Origin of the sequence: Halomonas sp. AOP27-A1-41 (assembly GCF_052378605.1) — a bacterium.
Taxonomy (GTDB): Bacteria; Pseudomonadota; Gammaproteobacteria; order Pseudomonadales; family Halomonadaceae; genus Vreelandella; species Vreelandella citrativorans.
The window spans coordinates 1-20,767 of record NZ_JBQSXT010000026.1 but is presented as its reverse complement, the minus strand read 5'-3'; the positions used below and the strand labels follow the sequence as shown (position 1 = coordinate 20,767).

Genomic DNA, 20,767 nt, shown 5'->3' with positions numbered 1-20,767 from the left:
ATCTTTAATAAATTACATATATCAAGGATAAACGCTACCAGCTGTCTTACGCTAATGATGCGGCATTAGGAGAACAACCTTATTCACGGAGAGAATAATGATGAAACGTAATATTTTTGTAATTGCTCTAGAAGATAAGCAGCGTCATGCGATGGAGACCTTGCGTGAGGCAAAAGCATTAAATATTCATGAACTGCTGAGTGTGGATACCGCGGTTGAGGCTGAAGAGCTATCGTTTAATCAGCTTTTTGAAGAAATCAAGGCGAAACTAGACAGCTTCTCAGGATCAATAGATGGCATTATCGCGCAGTGGGATTTCCCCACCAGCGTACTCGTTCCTCTCCTCTGCCAGCATTATGACCTTCCTTCTCCTTCTATCAAGAGCGTTTTAACGTGTGAACATAAGCTCTGGAGCCGCCTGGTGCAGCAAAAGGTGATTCCTGATGTGGTGCCTGCCTTCTGTGGTGTCGATCCTTTCAAAGATAATCCGATTGACCAGGTAACCCTCGACTTTCCCTTTTGGATAAAACCGGTAAAGGCCTTCTCTTCTCACTTGGGATTTAGGGTGGAGAATCAGGCGCAGTTTGACCATGCGATTGAAGAAATACGCATGGGTATTCGTCAATTGGGCGACCCTTTTAACGAAGCGCTTGCGTATGCTGACCTGCCCGAGGAGATTCAAGCGCTGGATGGTAACTCCTGCATTGTTGAAGAGATCGTCAAGGGTGTACAAGCCGCGCCTGAAGGTACGGTTTTTAAGGGCGAGTTCAACGTGCACGGTATTATCTCCCAACCTAAATCGGATGGGTCACAAACACTTTTTGACCGCTTGGAGTATCCAAGCAACCTGCCTGAACATGTTCACCACAAAATGGTAGAAACGGCCAAAATGTTTCTTACCCATATTGGCTACGATAATGGCTGTTTTAACGCTGAATTTATGTGGGACGAGGCGACTGACAATCTTTGGCTGATTGAAGTTAATACACGTATTTCTCAGTCACATAGCGAGATATTTGTCCTGGTTGACGGCATGTCCAACCATGAAGTAGCTATCGATATTGCCTTAGGGCAACGTCCTTCACTATTAAACCGCCAAGGCGTGGCGCCTGTGGCGGCAAAATGCTTTATTCCCTACGCCCATGAGGATGGCATCGTGACGCGGGTGCCTAGTCAGGAAAATATACAGGCGCTTCAACAACGCTTACCGCACACCGATGTCTGCCTTGATGTTGCTCCAGGCCAACGCCTTGGCGATTTACTGCATCAGGACAGCTTTTGTTATCGACTAGGCACGCTTTACATCACCGGCAATAACCACGAGGAGATCGAAGAAAACTATAAATTTTGTTTGGATTTTTTAGATTTTGAGATCGAAAAAGTGGATCTTTAAAAGGAGGTAGCATGGAAGTTATCAATGACTTTCCTTATAACGTCCGCGAGATAGAAAACGTCTTTATTCCTATGCGTGATGGCAAGCAGTTGGCCGCGCGTATCTGGCTCCCCGAGGCAAGCCTGGCGTCGCCTCTTCCCGCGATTATGGAGTACATCCCTTACCGCAAGCGCGATATTACGCGAGGCCGCGATGCCTCCAACCACCCTTACCTTGCTGGTCATGGCTATGTGTGTGTTCGTGTGGATATGCGCGGTAGCGGTGACTCTGATGGTGTATTAACGGATGAGTACACCCAGCAAGAGCAGCTTGATGCGGTGGATGCGATCGAGTGGATTGCCCACCAGGCCTGGTGCGACGGTAATGTCGGCATGATGGGTATTTCCTGGGGCGGCTTTAATAGCCTGCAAGTCGCTGCTAAACAGCCGCCTGCTCTTAAAGCCATTATTAGCCTCTGTTCAAGCGACGACCTGTATGCCGACAATATGCACTACATGGGTGGCTGCCTACTGGGAGACAATTTGTCGGAAGCGACCGTAATGCTAGCGTTTAACGCCCTGCCCCCGGATCCTTTGATAGTGGGCGACCGCTGGCGGGACATGTGGCATGAACGCATGGAAGACAGCGGCCTTTGGATAGACAAGTGGCTTCGCCATCAGCGCAGGGATGCGTACTGGACCACCAGCTCAGTGTGTGAAAATTATGATGCTATTCGGTGTCCGGTTTATGCGATTGGTGGTTGGGCCGATGGTTTTACCAATACCGTCTTCAGATTAATGGAGCATCTTGATGTTCCACGTAAAGGTTTAATTGGCCCCTGGGGTCATAAGTACCCTCACCAGGGGATACCCGGGCCCGCCATTGGTTTTTTACAAGAAGCACTGCGCTGGTGGGATTATTGGCTGAAAGGTGATGATAACGGCATCATGGATGAACCCATGCTGCGTGCCTGGGAGCAGGATAGCGTACCACCTGACAACGCTTACGAAGACAGGCCCGGCCGCTGGTTAACAGAGTCCGAGTGGCCATCAAGTAATTTGCAAGAGCAGTGTTTTGTCTTGTCGCCTTACCGGCTTACTCCCCAAACCTGCTCAGTTGGTACGTCTGAACCTAACGTTGAGCCTGTCACGATGGGGCTACAGTCGCCGTTAAGCGTTGGCTTGTCAGCCGGCAAATGGTGCTCCTACGCCGCAACACCTGACTTACCCGGCGACCAGCGCGAAGAAGACGGCGGCTCCCTTATTTTTAGTACAGATGCATTAACCGAGTCGTTAAATATCTTTGGCACGCCTTCTTTAGAGTTGGAAGTTTCCAGTAATCAGCCACAGGCCATGCTGGCTGTCAGGCTTTCTGATGTGGCGCCGGATGGGAAAGCAACTCGCGTCACTTATGGCCTGTTAAACCTTACCCACCGTGATAGCAATGCAGAGCCAACGCCGCTTGAACCGCATCGCACCTACCGGGTGACGATAGAGATGAACGGTATTGCCCAGAAATTCCCCGCAGGACACCAATTACGGCTTTCTATTTCAACCTCTTACTGGCCCCTTGCCTGGCTCCCTCCCAAGCCTGCCCAAGTGGATATGACCTTTAACCAGTGCGTGCTTAAACTACCGGTGCGTACCACAGACCATCATGGGGATGGCTTAACGCATTTTGGAGCGCCCCAGTCGGCACCGCCTCTTGAGATCACTCACTTGGCACCCAGCAGGCATAATTGGTTGCTGCATCAAGATCTGGCGGCCAAGGGCTCAACGCTGGAAGTCATCAATGACCAAGGCTGCTTTCGCATTAACGATATCGGTACCGAGATTCATCGGTGCGCCCGCGAATATTACACCACGGTAGGCAATGATTTTACGTCAGCACGTGGCGAGACGATGACGGAAAGCTCGTTTCAGCGGGATGACTGGCATACAGAAGTGTATACCCGGACCGTGCTGAGCTGCACTGAAACGGACTTTATTATTCATGCCCAGATGGATGCTTATGAAGGGCAGTATCGGGTATTTTCCAAAAACTGGGAGTCTACAATTCCACGCGACCTGCTGTAGAAAAGTTGGCATGGAAAGAAGGCGGGGATTAACAAACCACCTTCCCCAACCGAGCAAAGCCGCCTACATGCATTAGGCGGCTTTTTTTGTGCATTCAAAAGTAGCAGGTTAAACGAATTTCGATAGGTAGCGCTTAACGTTTAGCGCGCTGGCCATCATCATCAGCACGCTGCAAAAATTGTGTGGTCGTAGACTCCAGATGATCGCCAGCCAATCCGCCATGGCAATCTCTTCCTGAAGGATCTCTTTGCATACTTGAGCGACGCCCGCATGGCCCGCGCTTTCCGCAGCCTGAATCAAAGCTTTATAGTTGGCGATTTCAAAGTGCTCAAAAGCGTAACAGGCGATACTTCCTTTCATGACTTCATCGCCCATCATCATGCCGCCAAGCGCTTGACCAAAGGCGGTTATCTTACCGCCCAGATCCTTGAGAGCTGAGGTATCAATATCCAAACCAGCCATGGCCTGCTCCAAGCGATCCGACTGATGGCGGGTCTCATTTAAGTGCTGCTCAATACGCGCCTTAAGCTCAGGGTAATCAACTAACCGTTCTGCCTGCTTTTCCAGCATTTCCTCAGCTTGCTTTTCCATAGCATGCGCATCACGTAACCAGTTTTCCAAATACTGGGTTTCCAGAGACAGGGTTTCCATCGTGCTGACTCCTTTTAAATAACTGAGTTATGTATAACGACTTATTTTGACGGATCAATCTGCTCTTTCTGAGCGCCCGATTTCTCCTTTGCCATGCCGAGCGTAGGCGCCTGGCCTTCCGGCTCTGGCTGTTGGCGTGCCGTGAATTCGCTACGACCGTCAAATGAGGGGCCTTCCGCCCAGCGGCCTTTCGGCGCATCTTTATCCAGCAAGGTATTGAGGTAGTAGTACGAATGCTGCATGGCTTCGTGATCTTCAGGGGTAGCGTTCGGTATCGGAAGGTGTGCTCCAAGTCCGCCTAACTCTTCAATGACGGCTAACCACTGCTGCTGATGGTAGGTATCACGCGCAATCAGAAAAGAGAGGAAGTCTTTCATGCCATGGTCGTCCGTCCAATTATAAAGACGCGATGCCAATACTCGACCACTTGCCTCCGCGGTCACGTTAGCGAGCATATCTGCCGCCACATTACCCGTGGCATAGATGTGGCTCATATCGAATGGCACGCCATTAGCATTGACCGGCATGGCAGAAAGCCCAGATGACAACAGGTGGCGTGGGTTCGCTCCGCCTAGAATGGCATTCATGACGGGATCTTCTGCGGTAGCCTCCTGGTAAGAGACGGGCGCACCTTCCAGGTTAAGCGCAACCGCATGACCAAGCATTTCGATATGCGCAAGCTCTTCTGTAGCCGTCGACATAAGAAGATCGCGAATGCGATCATCGCCCCGCGCTCCCATTGCCTGGAAGAAATATTGCATTGCTACCCGGATTTCCCCTTCTACACCGCCGATAGCCTGTTGGAGCAACATGGCAAATTCAGGATTAGGTTTATCGACTTTAACCGGATATTGCAGCTTTGCAGAGTGGTGGAACATAGTACAGCCTCCTGGATTAACTGCCAGGAAGAAAACTTCCTGGCAGCAGACTTAAACGTTACGCAGTACCAACCTCATTACTAACGGTTCCTTCTAAACAAAGCGCTTCCTTGCAAGCCCATCAAATGAAATATCTGATCGCGTTTAGTTAAGTATTGAAGGCCTCTGCACACTCCCCTTAAGCAGCAACTTGCTTAGATGCTATTACTGACATATTTACAAGGGGCAACGTTTAAGCTAAGTGGTTATGTAAAACCTAATCGACCTGACCGGCCACCATCAGGAATTACCACCGTGGCTGTTCTCTCCACCTTTCTTACCGGCTTCGGAAGCTCGCTCCGGATCATTAGCGAAGTTACCTCCGCTCTTTTGGCCACCTTTATGGCCGATATCTTCATAAAATTCTTTACCATGTGTTTTTGAGGTGGCTTCACCACCTCTCTGTCCTGCCTGTTCGCGACTCATTCCATTATCTTTGCGATCATTAGCCATGATTCATCTCCTTTTCATGCTTTCGGCAAAAACATATCAATCATTAACTCGATTAACCAATCGAGTAATTTGAGCGTAGCTAACCCCAAAGCCATTTCAAGAGATACGACAGATAATGGAAATCTTTAACCTTTGTCACCACGTTGTTTTGTTGTTATTAAAATACAGCACTAAGATAAAACAACACGGGATTAACAACGCTTGCTTCTACCGTAAGCAGAGACATAAAGAGAACATATCCCCTTACTATTTAACTTACGTAATTTTTCCGTATAACTATTTTTTAGATCAAGCTGGAAGTAATAGAGTGAAAGCGATGGTTAAAACAATCTTCTTGCATACTCACGAGAATTAGTTGGGCCATGGTGCCTCCTGCTCCTGTTTTTGCAACTGCGGGTCGCCAAGGTGAGAAAAATGAATACCGGCGCTGCCCAAGCCAGAAATAGTGATCAAGCCGTCATCATAATGACTATTTTTTATTTATCGAAACCCAGCGTAACGATTACAAGCCATTGAAAAAAACACTATACAGGTTTAATGCAAGAGAATGCTTACAAAAATATCAGCGATAGACTACATCATTCCCTACTAAAGCCGTTAGAATCGTACCTGCTACGGATCGCAGTAGCTCACTTGAGTCGCGCCAGCCCATGGAAGGGTTTCGGAAAGCAATATGCGAAAGGATCAAGGACGCGCGAAAGGCCACGGACGGCCTCATCATCCATGTTAGATAACCTCTGCTACATCGTTTTATCCCGCCATTTTCAGCACCAACCTTACTCATATTTTTACCAGTTCTCATCGCGCAAACTAATAGACGTTATGCCTGCCTTTATCGTTACTTCTTTATGTTTATTTTTATAGCACGCACAAAAAAGCCGCCCTTTCGGACGGCTTAATCTAATTCTCTAATGTGTTGCTTTTAACCATCTTCTGATGGTGCCGACACCAGGAGTCGAACCCGGGACCTACTGATTACAAGTCAGTTGCTCTACCAACTGAGCTATGTCGGCGCTTCACATTTTCTTGAGAAAATGATTGCTTTGCTGTTAGGCTCTACAATCAACAAGAAATCTTGTTGGCAATGGCTGGGGTACCAGGATTCGAACCTGGGAATGCCGCTACCAAAAAGCGGTGCCTTACCACTTGGCGATACCCCAACGTTTGGTGGCCAGAGACGGAATCGAACCGCCGACACGGGGATTTTCAATCCCCTGCTCTACCAACTGAGCTATCTGGCCGCTGCCAACGGTGCGTATTAAACTAAAAACTCAGCTTTTCGTCAACACCTTTGTGAAACTTTCTTTTCTAACCGTCGCTTAGGATAACTCTACGACTAACGGCGCAGGGCTGAAACGCCCGTAATTCGTGGGGCTTCCGCCTGCTTGAGCCGTTGATTAAGCCTGGGTAGGCGGCACATAGCCCTCGGCCTGATCGGTGGTTTCGTTATTCAGAAAGCGTTGCATTTGATCCATCAGGTAGGCGCGTGCTTCCGGGTCGAGCATATTCAGGTGCTTTTCGTTGATTAAACGGGTCTGCAGCGCCTGCCACTCTTCCCACGCCTGCTTGGATACAGTGGTTTGGATTTCCTGGCCCTGCTTGCCGGGTAGCGGCGGGAACGGAAGCGCTGGCAGCTCTTTTTGATACTTACGACAAAAAACCGTATTACTCATTGATAACTCCTTGGTGAACAGTAACGCCGAAGGCCTTATACACGCCCGGGCGCTAAGTTAAGGGTAAAAGATGCCAGTTGACCCAGCAGCGCTTTGACAGGTGCCGCCAAGCCAAGCTCCCGGGGGTGGTTAACATCAAACCACACCCCATGCTCTCTTACCTCACTCAGCCTATCGCAGGAAACCGGCTGAGGGGTAATCTCAAGACGAAAATGGCTAAAGGTATGCTGAAAGCCTGGCATGGCCGTCTCACGTTTAGGCGATACGACGTGTTGTTCAAGCCAGTCGTTCAGTTCTCTGTGCGTGTCGAATTGCGGCAAGCTCCATAGCCCGCCCCACAAACCGCTAGGCGGGCGTTGCTCCAACCAGACGCGCCCTTGGGAATCGCGTAGCAGGAGCATAATCGTACAGCGAGTGGGCAACGCTTTCTTGGGTTTGGATTCAGGATAGCGCTGTGGCTCACCCTGAGCGTACGCCAGGCATACATCATTAAACGGGCAGCATGTGCAGTCAGGCTTACTGCGCTTACATAAGGTGGCACCAAAATCCATCATCGCCTGCGTGAAATCCGCTAAGCGTGTGGACGGCGTGTAGTAGTCGGCCAACGCCCACAACGTTCGTTCGACAGCAGGCTTACCGGGCCAGCCAGGGATAGCGTGTAATCGCGTTAGCGAGCGTTTTACGTTGCCATCTAAAATGGCGGCTCGGTTGCCGGTACTCTGGGCGATAATTGCGCCTGCCGTTGATCGCCCAATGCCAGGCAAAGCGACTAGCGCATCGACACTTTCAGTGGGCAGTTCGCCGTTGTGCGCCTCCAGCGCCAGTTGAGCGGCCTTATGCAGGTTGCGCGCCCGGGCGTAATAACCAAGCCCGGTCCATAAGTGCAACACCTCATCCTGAGGAGCGAGAGCGAGCGACTCAAGCGTTGGGAAGCGAGCCATAAAGCGCTCAAAGTAAGGGATCACTGTCGCCACTTGGGTCTGCTGAAGCATAATTTCCGAAACCCACACTCGGTAAGCGCTACGGGGCGACTGCCAAGGCAAGTCGTGCCGACCATACTGGTCAAACCAGGTAAGCAGGCGGCGATAAAACTCGCTTGCTTCAAGCCTTGGGGTTGGCATGTCAGCCATTGGGACTCCTTCGCTAGCGTGTTCGTAACGTCTTTGGCTGAATGAGCCAATCAGCGTATACCAATAAAAAAGCGCCGGCATTTAGCCGGCGCAGACTGACTTATAGGAATGCTCAGTTGAAGAGGCGGCGAATACCTTCGCGAAGGTTTTGGCCGGCGCCTTCACCCAAGCGCTCATCCAACTGATCCAACGAACCGCCTACGCGCTCCTCAAGCTCCGTAGTCACACGGTTTCCAGCTTCGTTACGCAACAGGTTAACCACGGCGGTCTGAAAAGCGTCTCGATCAATGCGGCACCATTCGCTGGTTGCATCGCCAATGTGGCCCTCACAGCGAACGGGCAGCGGCAACTGCTCCAGGCGAGGGTTCACTTCACAGGCAGCATCGGCGGTATTCGCTAACCGTGCATCTGCACGCGTATCAAAGTTCAGGCTGTTGAAATTCAGCTCGCCCTTTCCGTTAACTTCGATCCCCGGCAGAGTGATGTTCAGGTTGTCACTGCTCATGACGCCATTACGTATCTGGAACGTCGCATCAAAACGCTCGAAGCGCGTATCGTTATGCCAGTCGCGGACGGCTCCTTCGCCTTCTACCTGGGCTGCCAGCTCACACATCTGCTGAGAAATATTAATATCTAAAATCGCACCTTCATTAAGGCGCCCATCCAACTGTCCATTCAGGTTGCTGACCAACGCTTCACGGGTATTGCCACGGGACGTTAGCTCGCCATCCAGATGCAAGCGTCCTCTCAGCGGAGAAGGCTCGTCCTCATCACTGAGTGCTTCAATCAACGATGCCATTTGCACATTATTAATGGTCGGGGCCAGCGCCCACTCCATTACCCGCTCGCGGGCATCCAACTGGCCTGAAGCACTAAGTTCTCCGCCATAAAAGCGCGCGTCAAAGGCGGTCAGTTGCTGAAGGCCTTCCTCACCTTGTAGCTGCAAGCGCGTGTCATTAAAGGTAAGACCTCCCAGCAGAAGTGTATCGACACGTAGGTCGCCCTCCATTGACAACTCACTGAGCCATGCTTGCGGCAGCAACGTCTCTGCACTCTGGGCAAACGCCCTGCGCAATAAGCCTAAACTTGCCTGCTGAGACGTTGCGGGACCTGGAAGATAATGATCAACATTCAGGTTATCGCCTTCCAAATCAAACGTTAACTGCGACCCATCCAGCGCGGCAGCAACTTGCCCTGTAAAGGTGCTGTCATCGACAACCAGCGATAGCCGAGGTAGCGATACGTGCTGCTCATCCCCTTCAATGGGGCTGGTCATGGCGATATCGCTAAGCGCTGCCTCGCTAGTGGTATTCAATTCAACGCCTGTACGAGTCAACCACGGACGCAGCGTAAAAGGCGCGGCGGTCATCTGGCCACGATATTGAGGTGCATCAAACATCTGCTCGACATTCAGGTGGCCACTCACGCGCAGACCATCAGGCCCGGTCAGCTGTAGCTCCTTTAGCTGTGCGGTTTGCGCCTGCCAGTTACTTTCCAAACCAAAGGCTAGCGCCAACGCTAAACTGCCCTGCCATTTTTCAGGGTCCTGCAGGCCTGCTTCTAGTACGCCTTCGGTAATACTTAACTGCTTCTCTTCCATACGTGCGACGATTTCAGCCGCCCTTAAACCAAGCCGCTGGGGCTCACTGTCTGGGTGCAAACGTGTGTTTGTACTTAAACGGGTATTTTCCAGTACCACGCTGTCTCCTGCGAGCTTAAGGCGCATGCGTGTTTCAAGGTCAATATCAGTGGTTAAATCCGGCGTGCGCTCCAGCACTTCAGCATCCAAACGATTATGTTTGGTTAGCGTAAACATGGCTTTTAAAGGGAAAGGACTTACCGGATTGACGTTGCTGCCGGAAACATTCAGCGACTGCAGGCGCCACAGCGCTTGGCTTTGCGCATCGCGAAAACGAATATCGGCGTCTTTTACTTCAACACTGGCGATGTTCAATACAACGGAAAGATTGCCCGCATCGGCATTCGGCCCTGCACTTGCTGGCGCCAGCACAGTTTGTGCTTTTTCATCGCTACCTTCAGCCAAACGCTCGACCAACGGCTCCCAGTTGCCTTCACCTGCCTCGTCCCGCTCAAGGTTTAGGCGCATGCCGTCCAGCGTTAAGCCGTCAACTGCAATTTCGCCGCGCAATAATGGCGCAAAAGCGACGCTGACCTCGGCGCGCTGTATAGAAGCAAACGATGTATCTTCTTCCGATTGCTCGGGCAGCCAGGCACGCGCTTGCTCAACGCTTACCCCAATGCGTGGATAGAAAGACCATGTGATCGGCCCATCAAGCGCCAGGTGCAGCCCCGTATGCTCTTCCACAACGGACGTCAGGCGTGGCTTGAAATCTTCGGGGTCAAGAAAGGTGGTCACATAAACCACCGCCGCCACCCCTACAATGGCGAGAATGCCGACAGCAGCCAGCAAAATACGTAATAACTGTTTCATAACCCTTTCCCTTGTGGGTCTAACTCAACAAAATTGCTGGTAAGAGGTTGATCCGATGTGGGTCTTTCGGCACTGGTGCCAGGGCGATAGCCAAGCTTGGAGAGCAGCACCTGGTCGGCCAACGGTAGCGATGAGATGTCAATACGCAGTTTACGCCCCTCTTGCTTGGCCTGTTCACCCAGCAGCGCCATTAGCCGCGAGCCAACGCCGCGGCGGCGTGTGGTTTTGCGTACACAGAGCTCTGAAAGCCACCATGCCCGGTCTTGTCCTTCTTGAATAGCCACCGCCCCCAACAATCGATCATTAAAGTGCGCGCAGGCAAAAAAGTGCTTCGCTTTTAGATGTTGCTCTATAAAAGGCAGGACCGCTTGAGCAGGCACTCGCTCTTTCGGTGCATCCTCATAAATGCGCGTCAAATCGAGACGCACTTGTTCATCGTTCTCCCAACAGGCTTGGTCGACGCGCTCCAGTGTCACCGGCATGATGAACTCCTCTTCGCCAAAGCAGCAAAACTGCCATTTTTAATGCCTAAAAGGGCGGCTACATTGCGCGCATTGTAGCGGATGGGGGCGCCGATTCTCTATAATGTTCGCTTTGCCGCAGATATATGTCCTAATAACAGAGCGATGAAACAGTGCGACCCATCGCCTTCCCTTCAGAATGCGCTAGAGCGCAGGAGATGCAACATGGCAGCGCGTATTGCCACGGTTAGCCGTGATACCAATGAAACCCAGATCACCGTCAGCGTCAATCTGGATGGCGAAGGCCACCTTCGCTGCGAGACGGGCGTTCCCTTTCTGGATCATATGCTTGATCAGGTTGCACGCCACGGGATGATAGACCTTGATATCCTCGCCAAAGGCGATTTGCATATTGATGAACACCATACCGTTGAAGACCTGGGCATTACTCTAGGCCAGGCGTTTAATGAAGCGATTGGCGACAAGCGCGGCATTTATCGCTATGGCCATGCGTATGTGCCGCTGGATGAAGCACTCTCCCGCGTGGTGATCGACTTCTCTGGTCGGCCCGGCCTTTATATGGATGTCGAATTTACGCGCGCCACCATAGGCCGTCTTGATACCCAGCTGTTCTGGGAGTTTTTTCAAGGGTTCGTTAATCATGCGCGCGTCACGCTGCATATTGACAACATGAAAGGCTTTAACGCTCACCACCAAGCCGAAACAATTTTTAAAGCCTTTGGACGCGCCCTACGCATGGCGGTGGCAGAAGATCCACGCATGGCGGGGCAGATGCCTTCCACCAAAGGGAGCCTGTAATGGCGGGCTGTCGTACCTATATCAGTGCATATATCAGTACAGTAAACAGCTCAGGTAACCGTTCGTTCACTCGATCAAGGAGCGCTTCATGACTATTGCGGTAATCGACTACGGGATGGGTAATCTACATTCTGTCGCGAAGGCGCTTGAACATGTAACGCACGAGAACGTCATTATCACCCGTGATTCGCGGCGCATTTTAGGCGCCACCCGCCTGGTACTGCCAGGCCAGGGCGCTATTCGCGACTGTGTGAGTGAGCTTGAACGCACGGAGCTGCGTGGCTTGGTTGATGATGTGCTAACGCGTCAGGCGAAACCGTTGCTGGGCATTTGCGTGGGCCAGCAAATGTTAATGGAGCGAAGCGAAGAGAACGGCGGCGTCGACTGTCTGGGCTTCTTCAAGGGCAGCGTGGATCGCTTTCCAACCACGATGCGCGACGCACACGAACAGCGTTTAAAAGTGCCACATATGGGCTGGAACCTGGTGGAACAAAGCCATGACCATCCGCTATGGGCAGGCATTGATAACAACGAGCATTTCTACTTTGTGCACAGTTATTACGTGAATGCTGCCGACGATGCCCAGGTTTTTGGCACCACGCATTATGGCGATGTCAGTGCCCACGTGGCGATTGGCCGCGATGCCACCTTTGCCGTACAGTTCCACCCAGAAAAAAGCTCCCGAGCAGGCCTACGCTTACTCGAAAACTTTGTCACCTGGACACCCTAAGAGGTTTAGTTATGTTGGTAATTCCTGCGATTGATCTCAAAGACGGCCAGTGTGTGCGGTTGAAACAGGGGCGTATGGATGATGCAACCTCTTACGGCGATGACCCGGTCGCTATGGCCGCGCGCTGGGTAGAAGCTGGCGCACGACGCCTTCATCTGGTCGACTTGAACGGCGCGTTTGAAGGTAAGCCGGTCAATGGCGATGCCGTGACAGCCATCGCACGTGCCTACCCCAACCTGCCCATTCAAATTGGTGGCGGCATTCGTACTGCTGAAACCATTGAGCACTACCTGAATGCAGGCGTATCCTACGTGATTATCGGCACCAAGGCGGTTAAAGAGCCCGCGTTTGTGGGTGAAATGTGCCGTGCTTTCCCAGGTCGCGTGATTGTTGGCTTGGACGCTAAAGAGGGCTTCGTGGCCACCGACGGCTGGGCAGAAGTTTCAAGCGTTAAAGCCGTCGACCTGGCAAAACAGTTTGCTGATGACGGCGTCTCCAGCATCGTCTATACCGACATTGCCCGTGACGGCATGATGCAAGGCGTTAACGTTGAAGCAACGGCTCAGTTGGCTCGCGAAGGCGGCTTGCCGGTCATCGCCTCTGGGGGCGTGACCAACCTGGATGACATTAAAGCGCTATGCGATGTCGCCGATAGCGGTATTTTAGGCGCCATTACCGGTCGTGCCATTTACGAAGGCAGTCTGGATGTGGCTGAAGCACAACGTCTTAGCGACCAGCTAACAGGAGGCGGTGCGTGAGCTTATCCAAGCGTATAATCCCCTGCCTGGACGTTGATGCTGGGCGAGTGGTGAAAGGCGTCAACTTTGTCGGCATTCGTGACGCAGGCGACCCGGTCGAGATTGCTCAGCGCTATAACCAGCAGGGTGCCGATGAAATTACCTTTCTGGATATTACCGCTAGCCACGAAGGCCGCGATACTACTGTCGAAATGGTCGAACGCATCGCAGGGGAAGTGTTTATTCCGCTGACGGTGGGTGGCGGTATTCGCAGCTGTGACGATATTCGTACAATGCTGAATGCCGGCGCGGATAAAGTGTCGATCAACACCGCCGCCGTTACGAATCCTGAATTTGTTCGCGAAGCTGCGGAACGCTTTGGCAGCCAGTGCATCGTAGTGGCGATTGATGCCAAGCGCGTCTCCAATGAAGGCGAGCCGCCGCGCTGGGAGATTTTCACGCATGGCGGCCGCCGCCCAACCGGGCTTGATGCGGTGGAGTGGGCCAAAAAAATGGTCGAGTTTGGCGCGGGCGAGCTGCTGCTCACTAGCATGGACCGTGATGGCACCAAAATCGGCTTTGACCTTGGCGTGACCCACGCGATTTCAGAAGCCGTGAGCGTGCCAGTGATTGCATCTGGCGGCGTGGGCAATCTGGATCACCTGGTGGACGGCGTATTGAAAGGTGGTGCGGATGCGGTGCTGGCCGCCAGTATTTTCCACTTTGGAGAGCATACGATCCCTGAAGCAAAGCGCTATATGGCAGAACGCGGTATCGAGATGCGTCTGTAACATTTTTGTTGCCCAGTCCCTTTTTAGGAGTATTACATGCCCCGTTGTTTCCCATGGTTGGGAGGGCTAACTGGTTTATGGCTGAGTGCATCTGCCTCAGCCTTCACCTTACCGGACTGGCCTCCGACGCTTGAGCTGGACCATACGCTGGTGCAAACCAGCCTGTTAACCCGCCACTTTGATCCACAGCCGGATCATAACAACCAGCAGAATTTGATCGGCATTGAGTTACATAACCCGGACCGTTGGCTGGCAGGTACGGCGTGGTTTAAAAACTCGTATAATCAGCCCACCTGGTACGTTTATGCCGGGCGCGAATTCCCCCTTTGGCAGTTCAAAGAGATTAACGTCAGGGCCAAACTCACCGGTGGGCTCCTGCATGGCTATAAAGGTGAGTATCGGGACAAAATCCCTCTCAACCACCTTGAAACCGCACCCGCCCTGCTGCCCAGCATTGGGATGCAGTGGGGGCGCTTTGAGTCTGACCTCATCATTTTCGGCACCGCGGGCATGATGGTAACCGCAGGCCTGCGCTTTTAGGCAGGCCAAGCCTCACTCATCATCTTCCTCAAGGCTAAGGCCCAGATTACTGATACCGCCGTTACGCCCTAGCGTGCGTATTTCCTTAAGCGCGGCTTTGTTTAGCGGTTCACTGACCGCTTCCAAAACCGCGTCCTGAAAATCATTTTCGTCGGCCATTAACGGATGATCCCGAATCAGTAAAGCAAGCTTTTGGGCATCCTCTTCGCCTTCAGTAAGTTCGATAAAGGCACGTACCCCGGCACGTGACGTACGGCTCACATCCAGCACGGCTTCTGGCGAGTCGCCTTGCAGTGTGTCCAACAACGCCGACAGGGAAACCACCGCGTCCAGCGCACGACGCGCACCAAAGCTTTCATCATCAGCAGGCGGTTCGCACTCCGCCAACTTTTCCGCCTGACGCGCAAAATCAATGCTCGCGTTGGGCACGCTTAAGCGCTCCCAAACCAGGCTAATTACGGTACGCAGCGTGTGAATATCCCCTTGGCCAGTGGTCTGCTCGTACAGGGCGTAATTAGGCAGCAGGCGCTCACATAATGCAGCCATAAACGCTTGCTGAGCCGGTAGCGGAAGCAGTTGCAACTGCTGATAAAATCCTGGGGGCTTGGACGCCATACTGATTTCCTAACGCGTGATATTGGTGAAATGGGGGCAATACGTTATGGTCGAACTCGCGCTGTCATTAACACTGACAGCCTTTACTGTGTACGGCCGGCGAGGAGATTACCATGCATATTCATTTGCTACAGCACAGTGCTGATCATGCTCCCGCCCGCTTAACGGATTGGTTAAGCAGTATGGGACATAGTTACACCATTTTTCATCTTTATGCCGGCGAGTTAACGCCTCGTCCGGCAGAAAGCGATGCGTTAATCGTGCTGGATGGCCCTGAAACGTTTATAGATCAGCCGCCTGCCTGGTTTAAAGCCGAAAACAAATTGATTAACCGTTATCTTGATGGTCAAAAGCCCCTGATGGGCATTGGCCTAGGGGCCCTGTGGATCGCTCAGGCACTTGAGGCAATCATCGCTCCAGGTACGTATCCCGAAAGAGGTTGGCATACCGTATCGCTGGCTCCAGAAAGCCCGTTTGACTTACCCGAGCAGTTTGACGCCTTTATGTGGCACCGTTATGTATTTAGCTTGCCCGATAATGCATTGCCGTTGGGCGGCAGTGCGGCGGCACCGCTGCAAGGCTTTAGTTGGGACAGTGGCCGTGTCATCGGTTTGCTGTGCCTTTTTGAGGTAACACTTGCCAATGTGAAAAAGCGACTTGAGCATGCCGAGCCCACTACACCTACCTCTTCCGCGGCAGACCGCTTTCGCCAGGAAAGTAGCCAGATCCTTGAAGACGCAACGCGCTTTCATCGGCTGGCACCGCTGCTTGATCGCGTCATGACTCAATGGCTTAGAGTGAGCTAACCACGCCGAAAGATAGCCGCCAAGCGCTCCACTGCTTAGCGGCCTCCCAACAGCTGTCCCAATCCCCCACGTGAAGTTCTGGCGCCGCTGTCGCGCGCTGTTTCAGGCACTCTCTCAAGCACTATCCCACCACCTCGATCAGCGCCTCGCTCTCACGGGCTTTCATGACGCCAAACGGCTGAAGCGATAAGCCGAACTCGCGACCAATGCGTTCAACATCATCTTGCCAAGCAGGGTCGACACTTAGTAGTAAACCGCCTGACGTTTGCGGGTCGCATAGCCACTGCCAGTGAGCTTCATCCATATCAGGCAAGCTTTTACCTAAGGCATCGCGGTTGCGCCGTGTGCCGCCGGGAACGGCCCCTTGACGACGATAGGTTTCTGCCTGAGCCAGCCGAGGTAGGCGGCGAAAATCTATCTGGGCCATGACGTTGCTTGCGCTGCATATTTCCGACAAATGCCCCGCTAAGCCAAACCCGGTAACGTCGGTCATGGCATTAAGGCCTTTTACATCGGCAAGCTTGACGCCGATACGGTTGGATTTAAGCATGGTTTCCCGAGCCAACCCGTGATGCCCTGCTTCCAACAGGCCTTGCTTCTCTGCGGTGGTCAGCAGCCCAACACCTAACGGCTTGGTCAAAAACAGCAGATCACCCGGCTTAGCGCGGCTATTGAGCTTTAGCTTGTCCAGGTCGATCAGCCCATTCACTGCCAGGCCAAAAATGGGCTCGGGCGCATCAATCGAGTGGCCACCCGCCAAGGCGACACCCAGCTCACGGCAAACGCCCTGGGCGCCGGCAATGACATCGCCGGCAATCTCCGGGCTCAGTTTGTCTAATGGCCAGCCAAGAATGCTTAGCGCCATGACCGGCGTACCGCCCATGGTGTAAATATCACTGATGGCGTTCGTGGCAGCAATTCGCCCAAAATCAAACGGGTCATCGACAATCGGCATGAAGAAGTCGGTAGTGGCAATCATGCCTCGCCCATCGCCTAGGTCATAGACAGCGGCATCTTCGCGTCCTTGATTGCCCACAATGAGCTGCTTATGCCCGGCTAGTGGCCCCGCTTTGGCGAGAATGCTGTCCAGTACATCAGGGGCTATTTTACAGCCACAGCCTGCGCCATGACTGTATTGGGTTAGGCGAATTGAGCTCATTGTGTCTCTCCTTGGCACTGCTTGTCTTTAGAACAGTTGTTATAACAGCCTTAATAACAATTCTTATAGCGTAGCCTACTTAAAGCGCCTCTAGCGCGTCGCTAAGCTTATCGACGACAATGACTTCCATCCCCTTGGGTGACTGCTTGGGTGCATTCGCACGAGGTACAATGGCACGTAAAAAACCGTGTTTGGCGGCCTCGGCAATTCGCTCCTGCCCACTGGGTACCGGGCGTATTTCACCAGAAAGCCCCACTTCGCCAAACACTACCAGCTCCTTGGGTAACGCGCGGTTTTGTAGACTGGAGACGACCGCGAGCAGTACGGCTAGGTCCGCGCTGGTCTCCAATACTTTCACCCCGCCCACCACGTTCAGGAAAACATCCTGGTCGCCGGTAAAAAGGCCGCCATGGCGGTTGAGCACGGCCAGCAGCATGGCTAAACGGTTTTGGTCTACCCCAACCGCCACACGGCGTGGATTCCCCAAAGCGGATTCATCAACCAGCGCCTGTACTTCGACAAGAATAGGGCGAGTGCCTTCCCACACCACCATGACAAGGCTGCCTGGCGCTTGCTCTTCCTGGCGCGAGAGAAAAATGGCACTGGGGTTTTTAACCTCTTTTAAGCCTTGCTCCAGCATGGCGAAGACGCCCAGCTCATTCACCGCACCAAAGCGGTTCTTCTGACCACGCAGGGTTCTAAAGCGGGAATCGGCACCACCTTCCAGCAAAAGCGACGCATCGATCATGTGTTCCAGCACCTTGGGGCCTGCCAGCGTGCCATCTTTGGTGACATGGCCCACCAGTAACAGCACCGTATTGGTTTGCTTGGCAAAGCGGGTAAGCGCAGCGGCGGACTCACGTACCTGGGCCACCCCGCCCGGCGCCGAGCTAATATCCTCCAGATGCATGGTTTGGATAGAGTCGATCACCAATATTTCAGGCTTCTCACGCTCAGCCACGGCCAGGATAGTCTCAACGCTGGTTTCCGCAAGCATTTTCAAGCCGTTGGTAGGCAGCTGCAGGCGATGGGCGCGCATGGCGACCTGAGACAATGACTCTTCACCGGTGACATACAAAATGCGCCGCTGCTGGGCCAGCTTACAGGCCGTTTGCAGCAGTAGCGTGGACTTACCCGCACCTGGGTTACCCCCAAGCAGTACCGCAGAACCCGGCACCAAACCACCGCCCAATACACGGTCAAACTCATTAAAGGTAGAGCTTAGCCGCGGCACTTCACTTAGATCGACATTGCTTAAATCAACCACATCTCGGGAGAGATCGCCCGCATAACCTCCCCGACCTGACCCACTGCTTCCGCTTCCGGGCCGCGCACTGGTCAGGCGAATTTCGCTCAGCGTATTCCACTCGTTACAACTGGAGCACTGCCCCTGCCACTTGCGATACTCCGCGCCGCACTCGGTACATACAAAGGCACTTTTGGCTTTAGCCACCGCGCTGATACTCCCGTTGATGTTAACTCTTTGTCACTATTACCAGACTATAAAATACAAAAGGCGGCCAATGGCCGCCTTAGGATGTTACTGCTTACTTACTGACGCTGTAGCTGTAACATTTCGCCATTTTCAAAGCGACGACGCTCTGGATCAATTAGCTCCAGCGTACGTTCATCAATACGCTGAAAGTAGTAAATTTGGCCGTCGCCATTGGGCGTCAACTCGTACACAGAGGCATCGGGATCAGACGGCGTGCCGCTCAACACTTCCCAGTTACCTGCGTAGTTTTCAGGCGGAGGCGTTTGAGGGTGATTGCGATACGTCGCATCCAGAGTGAAAGTACGCTCATCAGGTGTGCTTGTTTCTTCGCCCACCATGGTAACGTCCAGATCAATACCATCACAGTTACGGCAAGGCAGTGTGCCTTGGTAGCGCTGTTGTGACGCACTAACGCCTGCGTCACTTTCCTGGGCCGAAGGGCCGCCGGTCGCACAGCCTGCCAACAATGCCAACATAGCCGAACCGGCTAGCAAACTCCTGAATTGCATGGGGTGTCTCCTTATCGTGTTGGTCATACATTTCTTTCGCGCGATTATGACAGCATAACCGTTACAAGGTGCAACGCACACCCCTGATTGCTAGGGGAATGCTTGCGCTTAAGCGAGCATCAAGCGACCATGGCCTATTATGCAAGGATAATCAGGTTACCCACATGAGCCAATACTGGAGTCCCGCTGTTAAAGCGCTAACCCCTTATATACCCGGGGAGCAGCCGCGTGAGCGTATTATCAAGCTCAATACCAATGAAAACCCTTACCCGCCAGCGCCGGGCGTCGGCCAGGCACTGCGTGACTACGCGACCGACCATTTGCGTCTCTATCCCGACCCAACGTCTGCCGCGCTGCGTTCAAAACTTGCTGAAACGTATGGCGTTGAAAGCCAGCAGGTATTTGTGGGCAATGGTTCAGATGAGGTGCTAGCGTTGGCTTTTCAAGCCTTCTTCTGTCACGGCGCACCGCTTGATGCCCCATCGATTACCTATAGTTTTTATCCGGTATACGCCAACCTGTATAACGTTGAGCTACGCACTCATCCACTCAATGAGCAGTGGGAAGTTGATCTGGAGGCACTGGGAACCGCGTCGGCGCGTAGCGGAGTGATTTTTGCCAATCCGAATGCGCCTACCGGGCATGCGCATTCGCTTGAGGATATTGAAACACTACTCAAGCGAGTAACGGATCGCGTTGTATTAGTTGATGAAGCGTATGTCGACTTTGGCGCCGAAAGCGCGATTGCATTAATTGATCGCTATCCGAATTTGCTGGTGACGGGCACATTCTCCAAATCACGCAGCCTGGCCGGCTTACGCTTGGGCTACGCCATTGGCTCAATGGAGTTGATTGATGGCCTGCACCGCGTTAAGGACTCGTTTAACTCCTACCCGGTAGATAGCCTGGCAAGCCTTGTAGGTATTGCTGCACTTGACGATAAAGCGCACTTTGACGCAAGCCGGGAGCACGTGATTACAACCCGTGAACGCACCCGTCAGCGTCTTGAAGCATTAGGATTTGAGGTATTACCCTCCAAGGCTAATTTTGTGCTTGCCCAACATCCTGAGCATGCAGGCGCTCAACTATTTGCGGGCCTTCGCGAGCGCGGTATTCTCGTACGCCACTTCAATACCCCTGAACTTAATAACTTCCTGCGCATTACCATCGGCACTGACGATGAGATGAATAGCCTGATAGAGGCGCTGGAAGCGATCTGCGGCTAGTTCGCTCGCCATACAACGTTTTAAATGCCCTGTAGCGCGAGACGCGGCAGGGCATTTTTGTAAGCATAGCTTTGTAAGCATAAGCTTCAGCCACCGCTTTTCATTTTCCACGCATAAAAAAATCCCCCGCGGCCTAAGCCCCGGGGGATTTTTGGT

Annotated in this window: 20 protein-coding genes and 3 tRNA genes; 9 read left to right on the top strand and 14 right to left on the bottom strand. The window is 52.8% G+C overall.

Annotated elements, in window-relative coordinates; genetic code table 11:
• Positions 1-97 precede the first annotated feature (97 nt).
• Positions 98-1,393 (top strand): ATP-grasp domain-containing protein, encoded by a 1,296-nt coding sequence (locus ACT3TC_RS14900; RefSeq protein ID WP_444640621.1) that lies wholly within the window; start codon positions 98-100, stop codon positions 1,391-1,393.
• Between the two features lie 11 nt (positions 1,394-1,404).
• On the top strand, positions 1,405-3,447 hold the full coding sequence (locus tag ACT3TC_RS14895; protein WP_444640619.1) for a CocE/NonD family hydrolase: 2,043 nt from the start codon (positions 1,405-1,407) through the stop codon (positions 3,445-3,447).
• Positions 3,448-3,555: 108 nt separating this feature from the next.
• On the opposite strand, the gene ACT3TC_RS14890 is transcribed toward ACT3TC_RS14895, so the two are convergent.
• From ACT3TC_RS14890 to ACT3TC_RS14845, 10 genes are all read right to left on the bottom strand, one after another.
• Positions 3,556-4,098 (bottom strand): ferritin-like domain-containing protein, encoded by a 543-nt coding sequence (locus ACT3TC_RS14890; RefSeq protein WP_444640618.1) that lies wholly within the window; start codon positions 4,096-4,098, stop codon positions 3,556-3,558.
• Positions 4,099-4,139: 41 nt separating this feature from the next.
• Complete coding sequence (locus ACT3TC_RS14885; protein WP_444640616.1) at positions 4,140-4,976, bottom strand: manganese catalase family protein; 837 nt, start codon at positions 4,974-4,976, stop codon at positions 4,140-4,142.
• A 279-nt stretch (positions 4,977-5,255) separates the two neighbouring features.
• Complete coding sequence (locus ACT3TC_RS14880; RefSeq protein ID WP_444640614.1) at positions 5,256-5,468, bottom strand: general stress protein; 213 nt, start codon at positions 5,466-5,468, stop codon at positions 5,256-5,258.
• Between the two features lie 937 nt (positions 5,469-6,405).
• A tRNA-Thr gene (locus ACT3TC_RS14875) sits at positions 6,406-6,481 on the bottom strand.
• A gap of 72 nt (positions 6,482-6,553) precedes the next feature.
• Positions 6,554-6,628: transfer RNA gene (locus ACT3TC_RS14870), tRNA-Gln, on the bottom strand.
• 5 nt (positions 6,629-6,633) lie between these two features.
• Positions 6,634-6,709: transfer RNA gene (locus ACT3TC_RS14865), tRNA-Phe, on the bottom strand.
• A 156-nt stretch (positions 6,710-6,865) separates the two neighbouring features.
• Complete coding sequence (locus ACT3TC_RS14860; RefSeq protein WP_172118873.1) at positions 6,866-7,141, bottom strand: oxidative damage protection protein; 276 nt, start codon at positions 7,139-7,141, stop codon at positions 6,866-6,868.
• Positions 7,142-7,176: 35 nt separating this feature from the next.
• The gene (gene mutY / locus ACT3TC_RS14855) at positions 7,177-8,271 is read right to left on the bottom strand and encodes an A/G-specific adenine glycosylase (RefSeq protein WP_444640612.1); all 1,095 of its coding nucleotides are present in this window, start codon (positions 8,269-8,271) and stop codon (positions 7,177-7,179) included.
• A 112-nt stretch (positions 8,272-8,383) separates the two neighbouring features.
• Positions 8,384-10,723: an AsmA family protein gene (locus tag ACT3TC_RS14850; protein WP_444640610.1), complete on the bottom strand. Its 2,340-nt coding sequence runs from the start codon at positions 10,721-10,723 to the stop codon at positions 8,384-8,386.
• A complete protein-coding gene (locus ACT3TC_RS14845) occupies positions 10,720-11,205 on the bottom strand; it encodes an acetyl-CoA sensor PanZ family protein (RefSeq protein ID WP_444640608.1) in 486 nt (161 codons plus the stop codon). Before ACT3TC_RS14845 ends, ACT3TC_RS14850 begins: the two co-directional genes overlap by 4 nt.
• A 204-nt stretch (positions 11,206-11,409) precedes the next feature.
• On the opposite strand from ACT3TC_RS14845, the gene hisB reads away from it, so the two are divergent.
• The 5 genes from hisB (at position 11,410) to ACT3TC_RS14820 (ending at position 14,801) form a co-directional block, all read left to right on the top strand.
• Positions 11,410-12,003, top strand: coding sequence for an imidazoleglycerol-phosphate dehydratase HisB (gene hisB, locus ACT3TC_RS14840; protein WP_172118877.1), 594 nt, complete (start codon positions 11,410-11,412; stop codon positions 12,001-12,003).
• Between the two features lie 88 nt (positions 12,004-12,091).
• Entirely contained in the window at positions 12,092-12,733 is a 642-nt protein-coding gene (gene hisH / locus ACT3TC_RS14835) for an imidazole glycerol phosphate synthase subunit HisH (RefSeq protein ID WP_172118878.1), read from the top strand.
• A gap of 11 nt (positions 12,734-12,744) precedes the next feature.
• The gene (gene hisA / locus ACT3TC_RS14830) at positions 12,745-13,491 is read left to right on the top strand and encodes a 1-(5-phosphoribosyl)-5-[(5-phosphoribosylamino)methylideneamino]imidazole-4-carboxamide isomerase (protein ID WP_444640606.1); all 747 of its coding nucleotides are present in this window, start codon (positions 12,745-12,747) and stop codon (positions 13,489-13,491) included.
• The gene (gene hisF, locus ACT3TC_RS14825) at positions 13,488-14,261 is read left to right on the top strand and encodes an imidazole glycerol phosphate synthase subunit HisF (protein WP_172118880.1); all 774 of its coding nucleotides are present in this window, start codon (positions 13,488-13,490) and stop codon (positions 14,259-14,261) included. Before hisA ends, hisF begins: the two co-directional genes overlap by 4 nt.
• Positions 14,262-14,297: 36 nt before the next feature.
• Positions 14,298-14,801 (top strand): hypothetical protein, encoded by a 504-nt coding sequence (locus ACT3TC_RS14820; RefSeq protein ID WP_441679879.1) that lies wholly within the window; start codon positions 14,298-14,300, stop codon positions 14,799-14,801.
• A gap of 12 nt (positions 14,802-14,813) precedes the next feature.
• On the opposite strand, the gene ACT3TC_RS14815 is transcribed toward ACT3TC_RS14820, so the two are convergent.
• The gene (locus ACT3TC_RS14815) at positions 14,814-15,416 is read right to left on the bottom strand and encodes a YjaG family protein (RefSeq protein ID WP_172118882.1); all 603 of its coding nucleotides are present in this window, start codon (positions 15,414-15,416) and stop codon (positions 14,814-14,816) included.
• A gap of 113 nt (positions 15,417-15,529) precedes the next feature.
• On the opposite strand from ACT3TC_RS14815, the gene ACT3TC_RS14810 reads away from it, so the two are divergent.
• Complete coding sequence (locus ACT3TC_RS14810; RefSeq protein ID WP_444640605.1) at positions 15,530-16,222, top strand: type 1 glutamine amidotransferase; 693 nt, start codon at positions 15,530-15,532, stop codon at positions 16,220-16,222.
• Positions 16,223-16,343: 121 nt separating this feature from the next.
• Here ACT3TC_RS14810 and selD read toward each other — a convergent pair whose 3' ends face one another.
• The 3 genes from selD to ACT3TC_RS14795 all read right to left on the bottom strand — a co-directional run bounded on the left by selD (position 16,344) and on the right by ACT3TC_RS14795 (position 19,385).
• On the bottom strand, positions 16,344-17,381 hold the full coding sequence (gene selD, locus ACT3TC_RS14805; RefSeq protein ID WP_444640603.1) for a selenide, water dikinase SelD: 1,038 nt from the start codon (positions 17,379-17,381) through the stop codon (positions 16,344-16,346).
• Between the two features lie 79 nt (positions 17,382-17,460).
• Complete coding sequence (radA, locus tag ACT3TC_RS14800) at positions 17,461-18,834, bottom strand: DNA repair protein RadA (protein WP_444640601.1); 1,374 nt, start codon at positions 18,832-18,834, stop codon at positions 17,461-17,463.
• A gap of 98 nt (positions 18,835-18,932) precedes the next feature.
• Positions 18,933-19,385, bottom strand: coding sequence for a copper resistance protein NlpE N-terminal domain-containing protein (locus ACT3TC_RS14795; protein WP_193057399.1), 453 nt, complete (start codon positions 19,383-19,385; stop codon positions 18,933-18,935).
• Between the two features lie 164 nt (positions 19,386-19,549).
• Between ACT3TC_RS14795 and hisC the strand changes: the two genes are divergently transcribed.
• Positions 19,550-20,611 carry a histidinol-phosphate transaminase gene (hisC, locus tag ACT3TC_RS14790; RefSeq protein ID WP_444640600.1) on the top strand — a complete coding sequence of 354 codons (1,062 nt, stop codon included), beginning with the start codon at positions 19,550-19,552 and terminating at the stop codon, positions 20,609-20,611.
• Positions 20,612-20,767 lie beyond the last annotated feature (156 nt).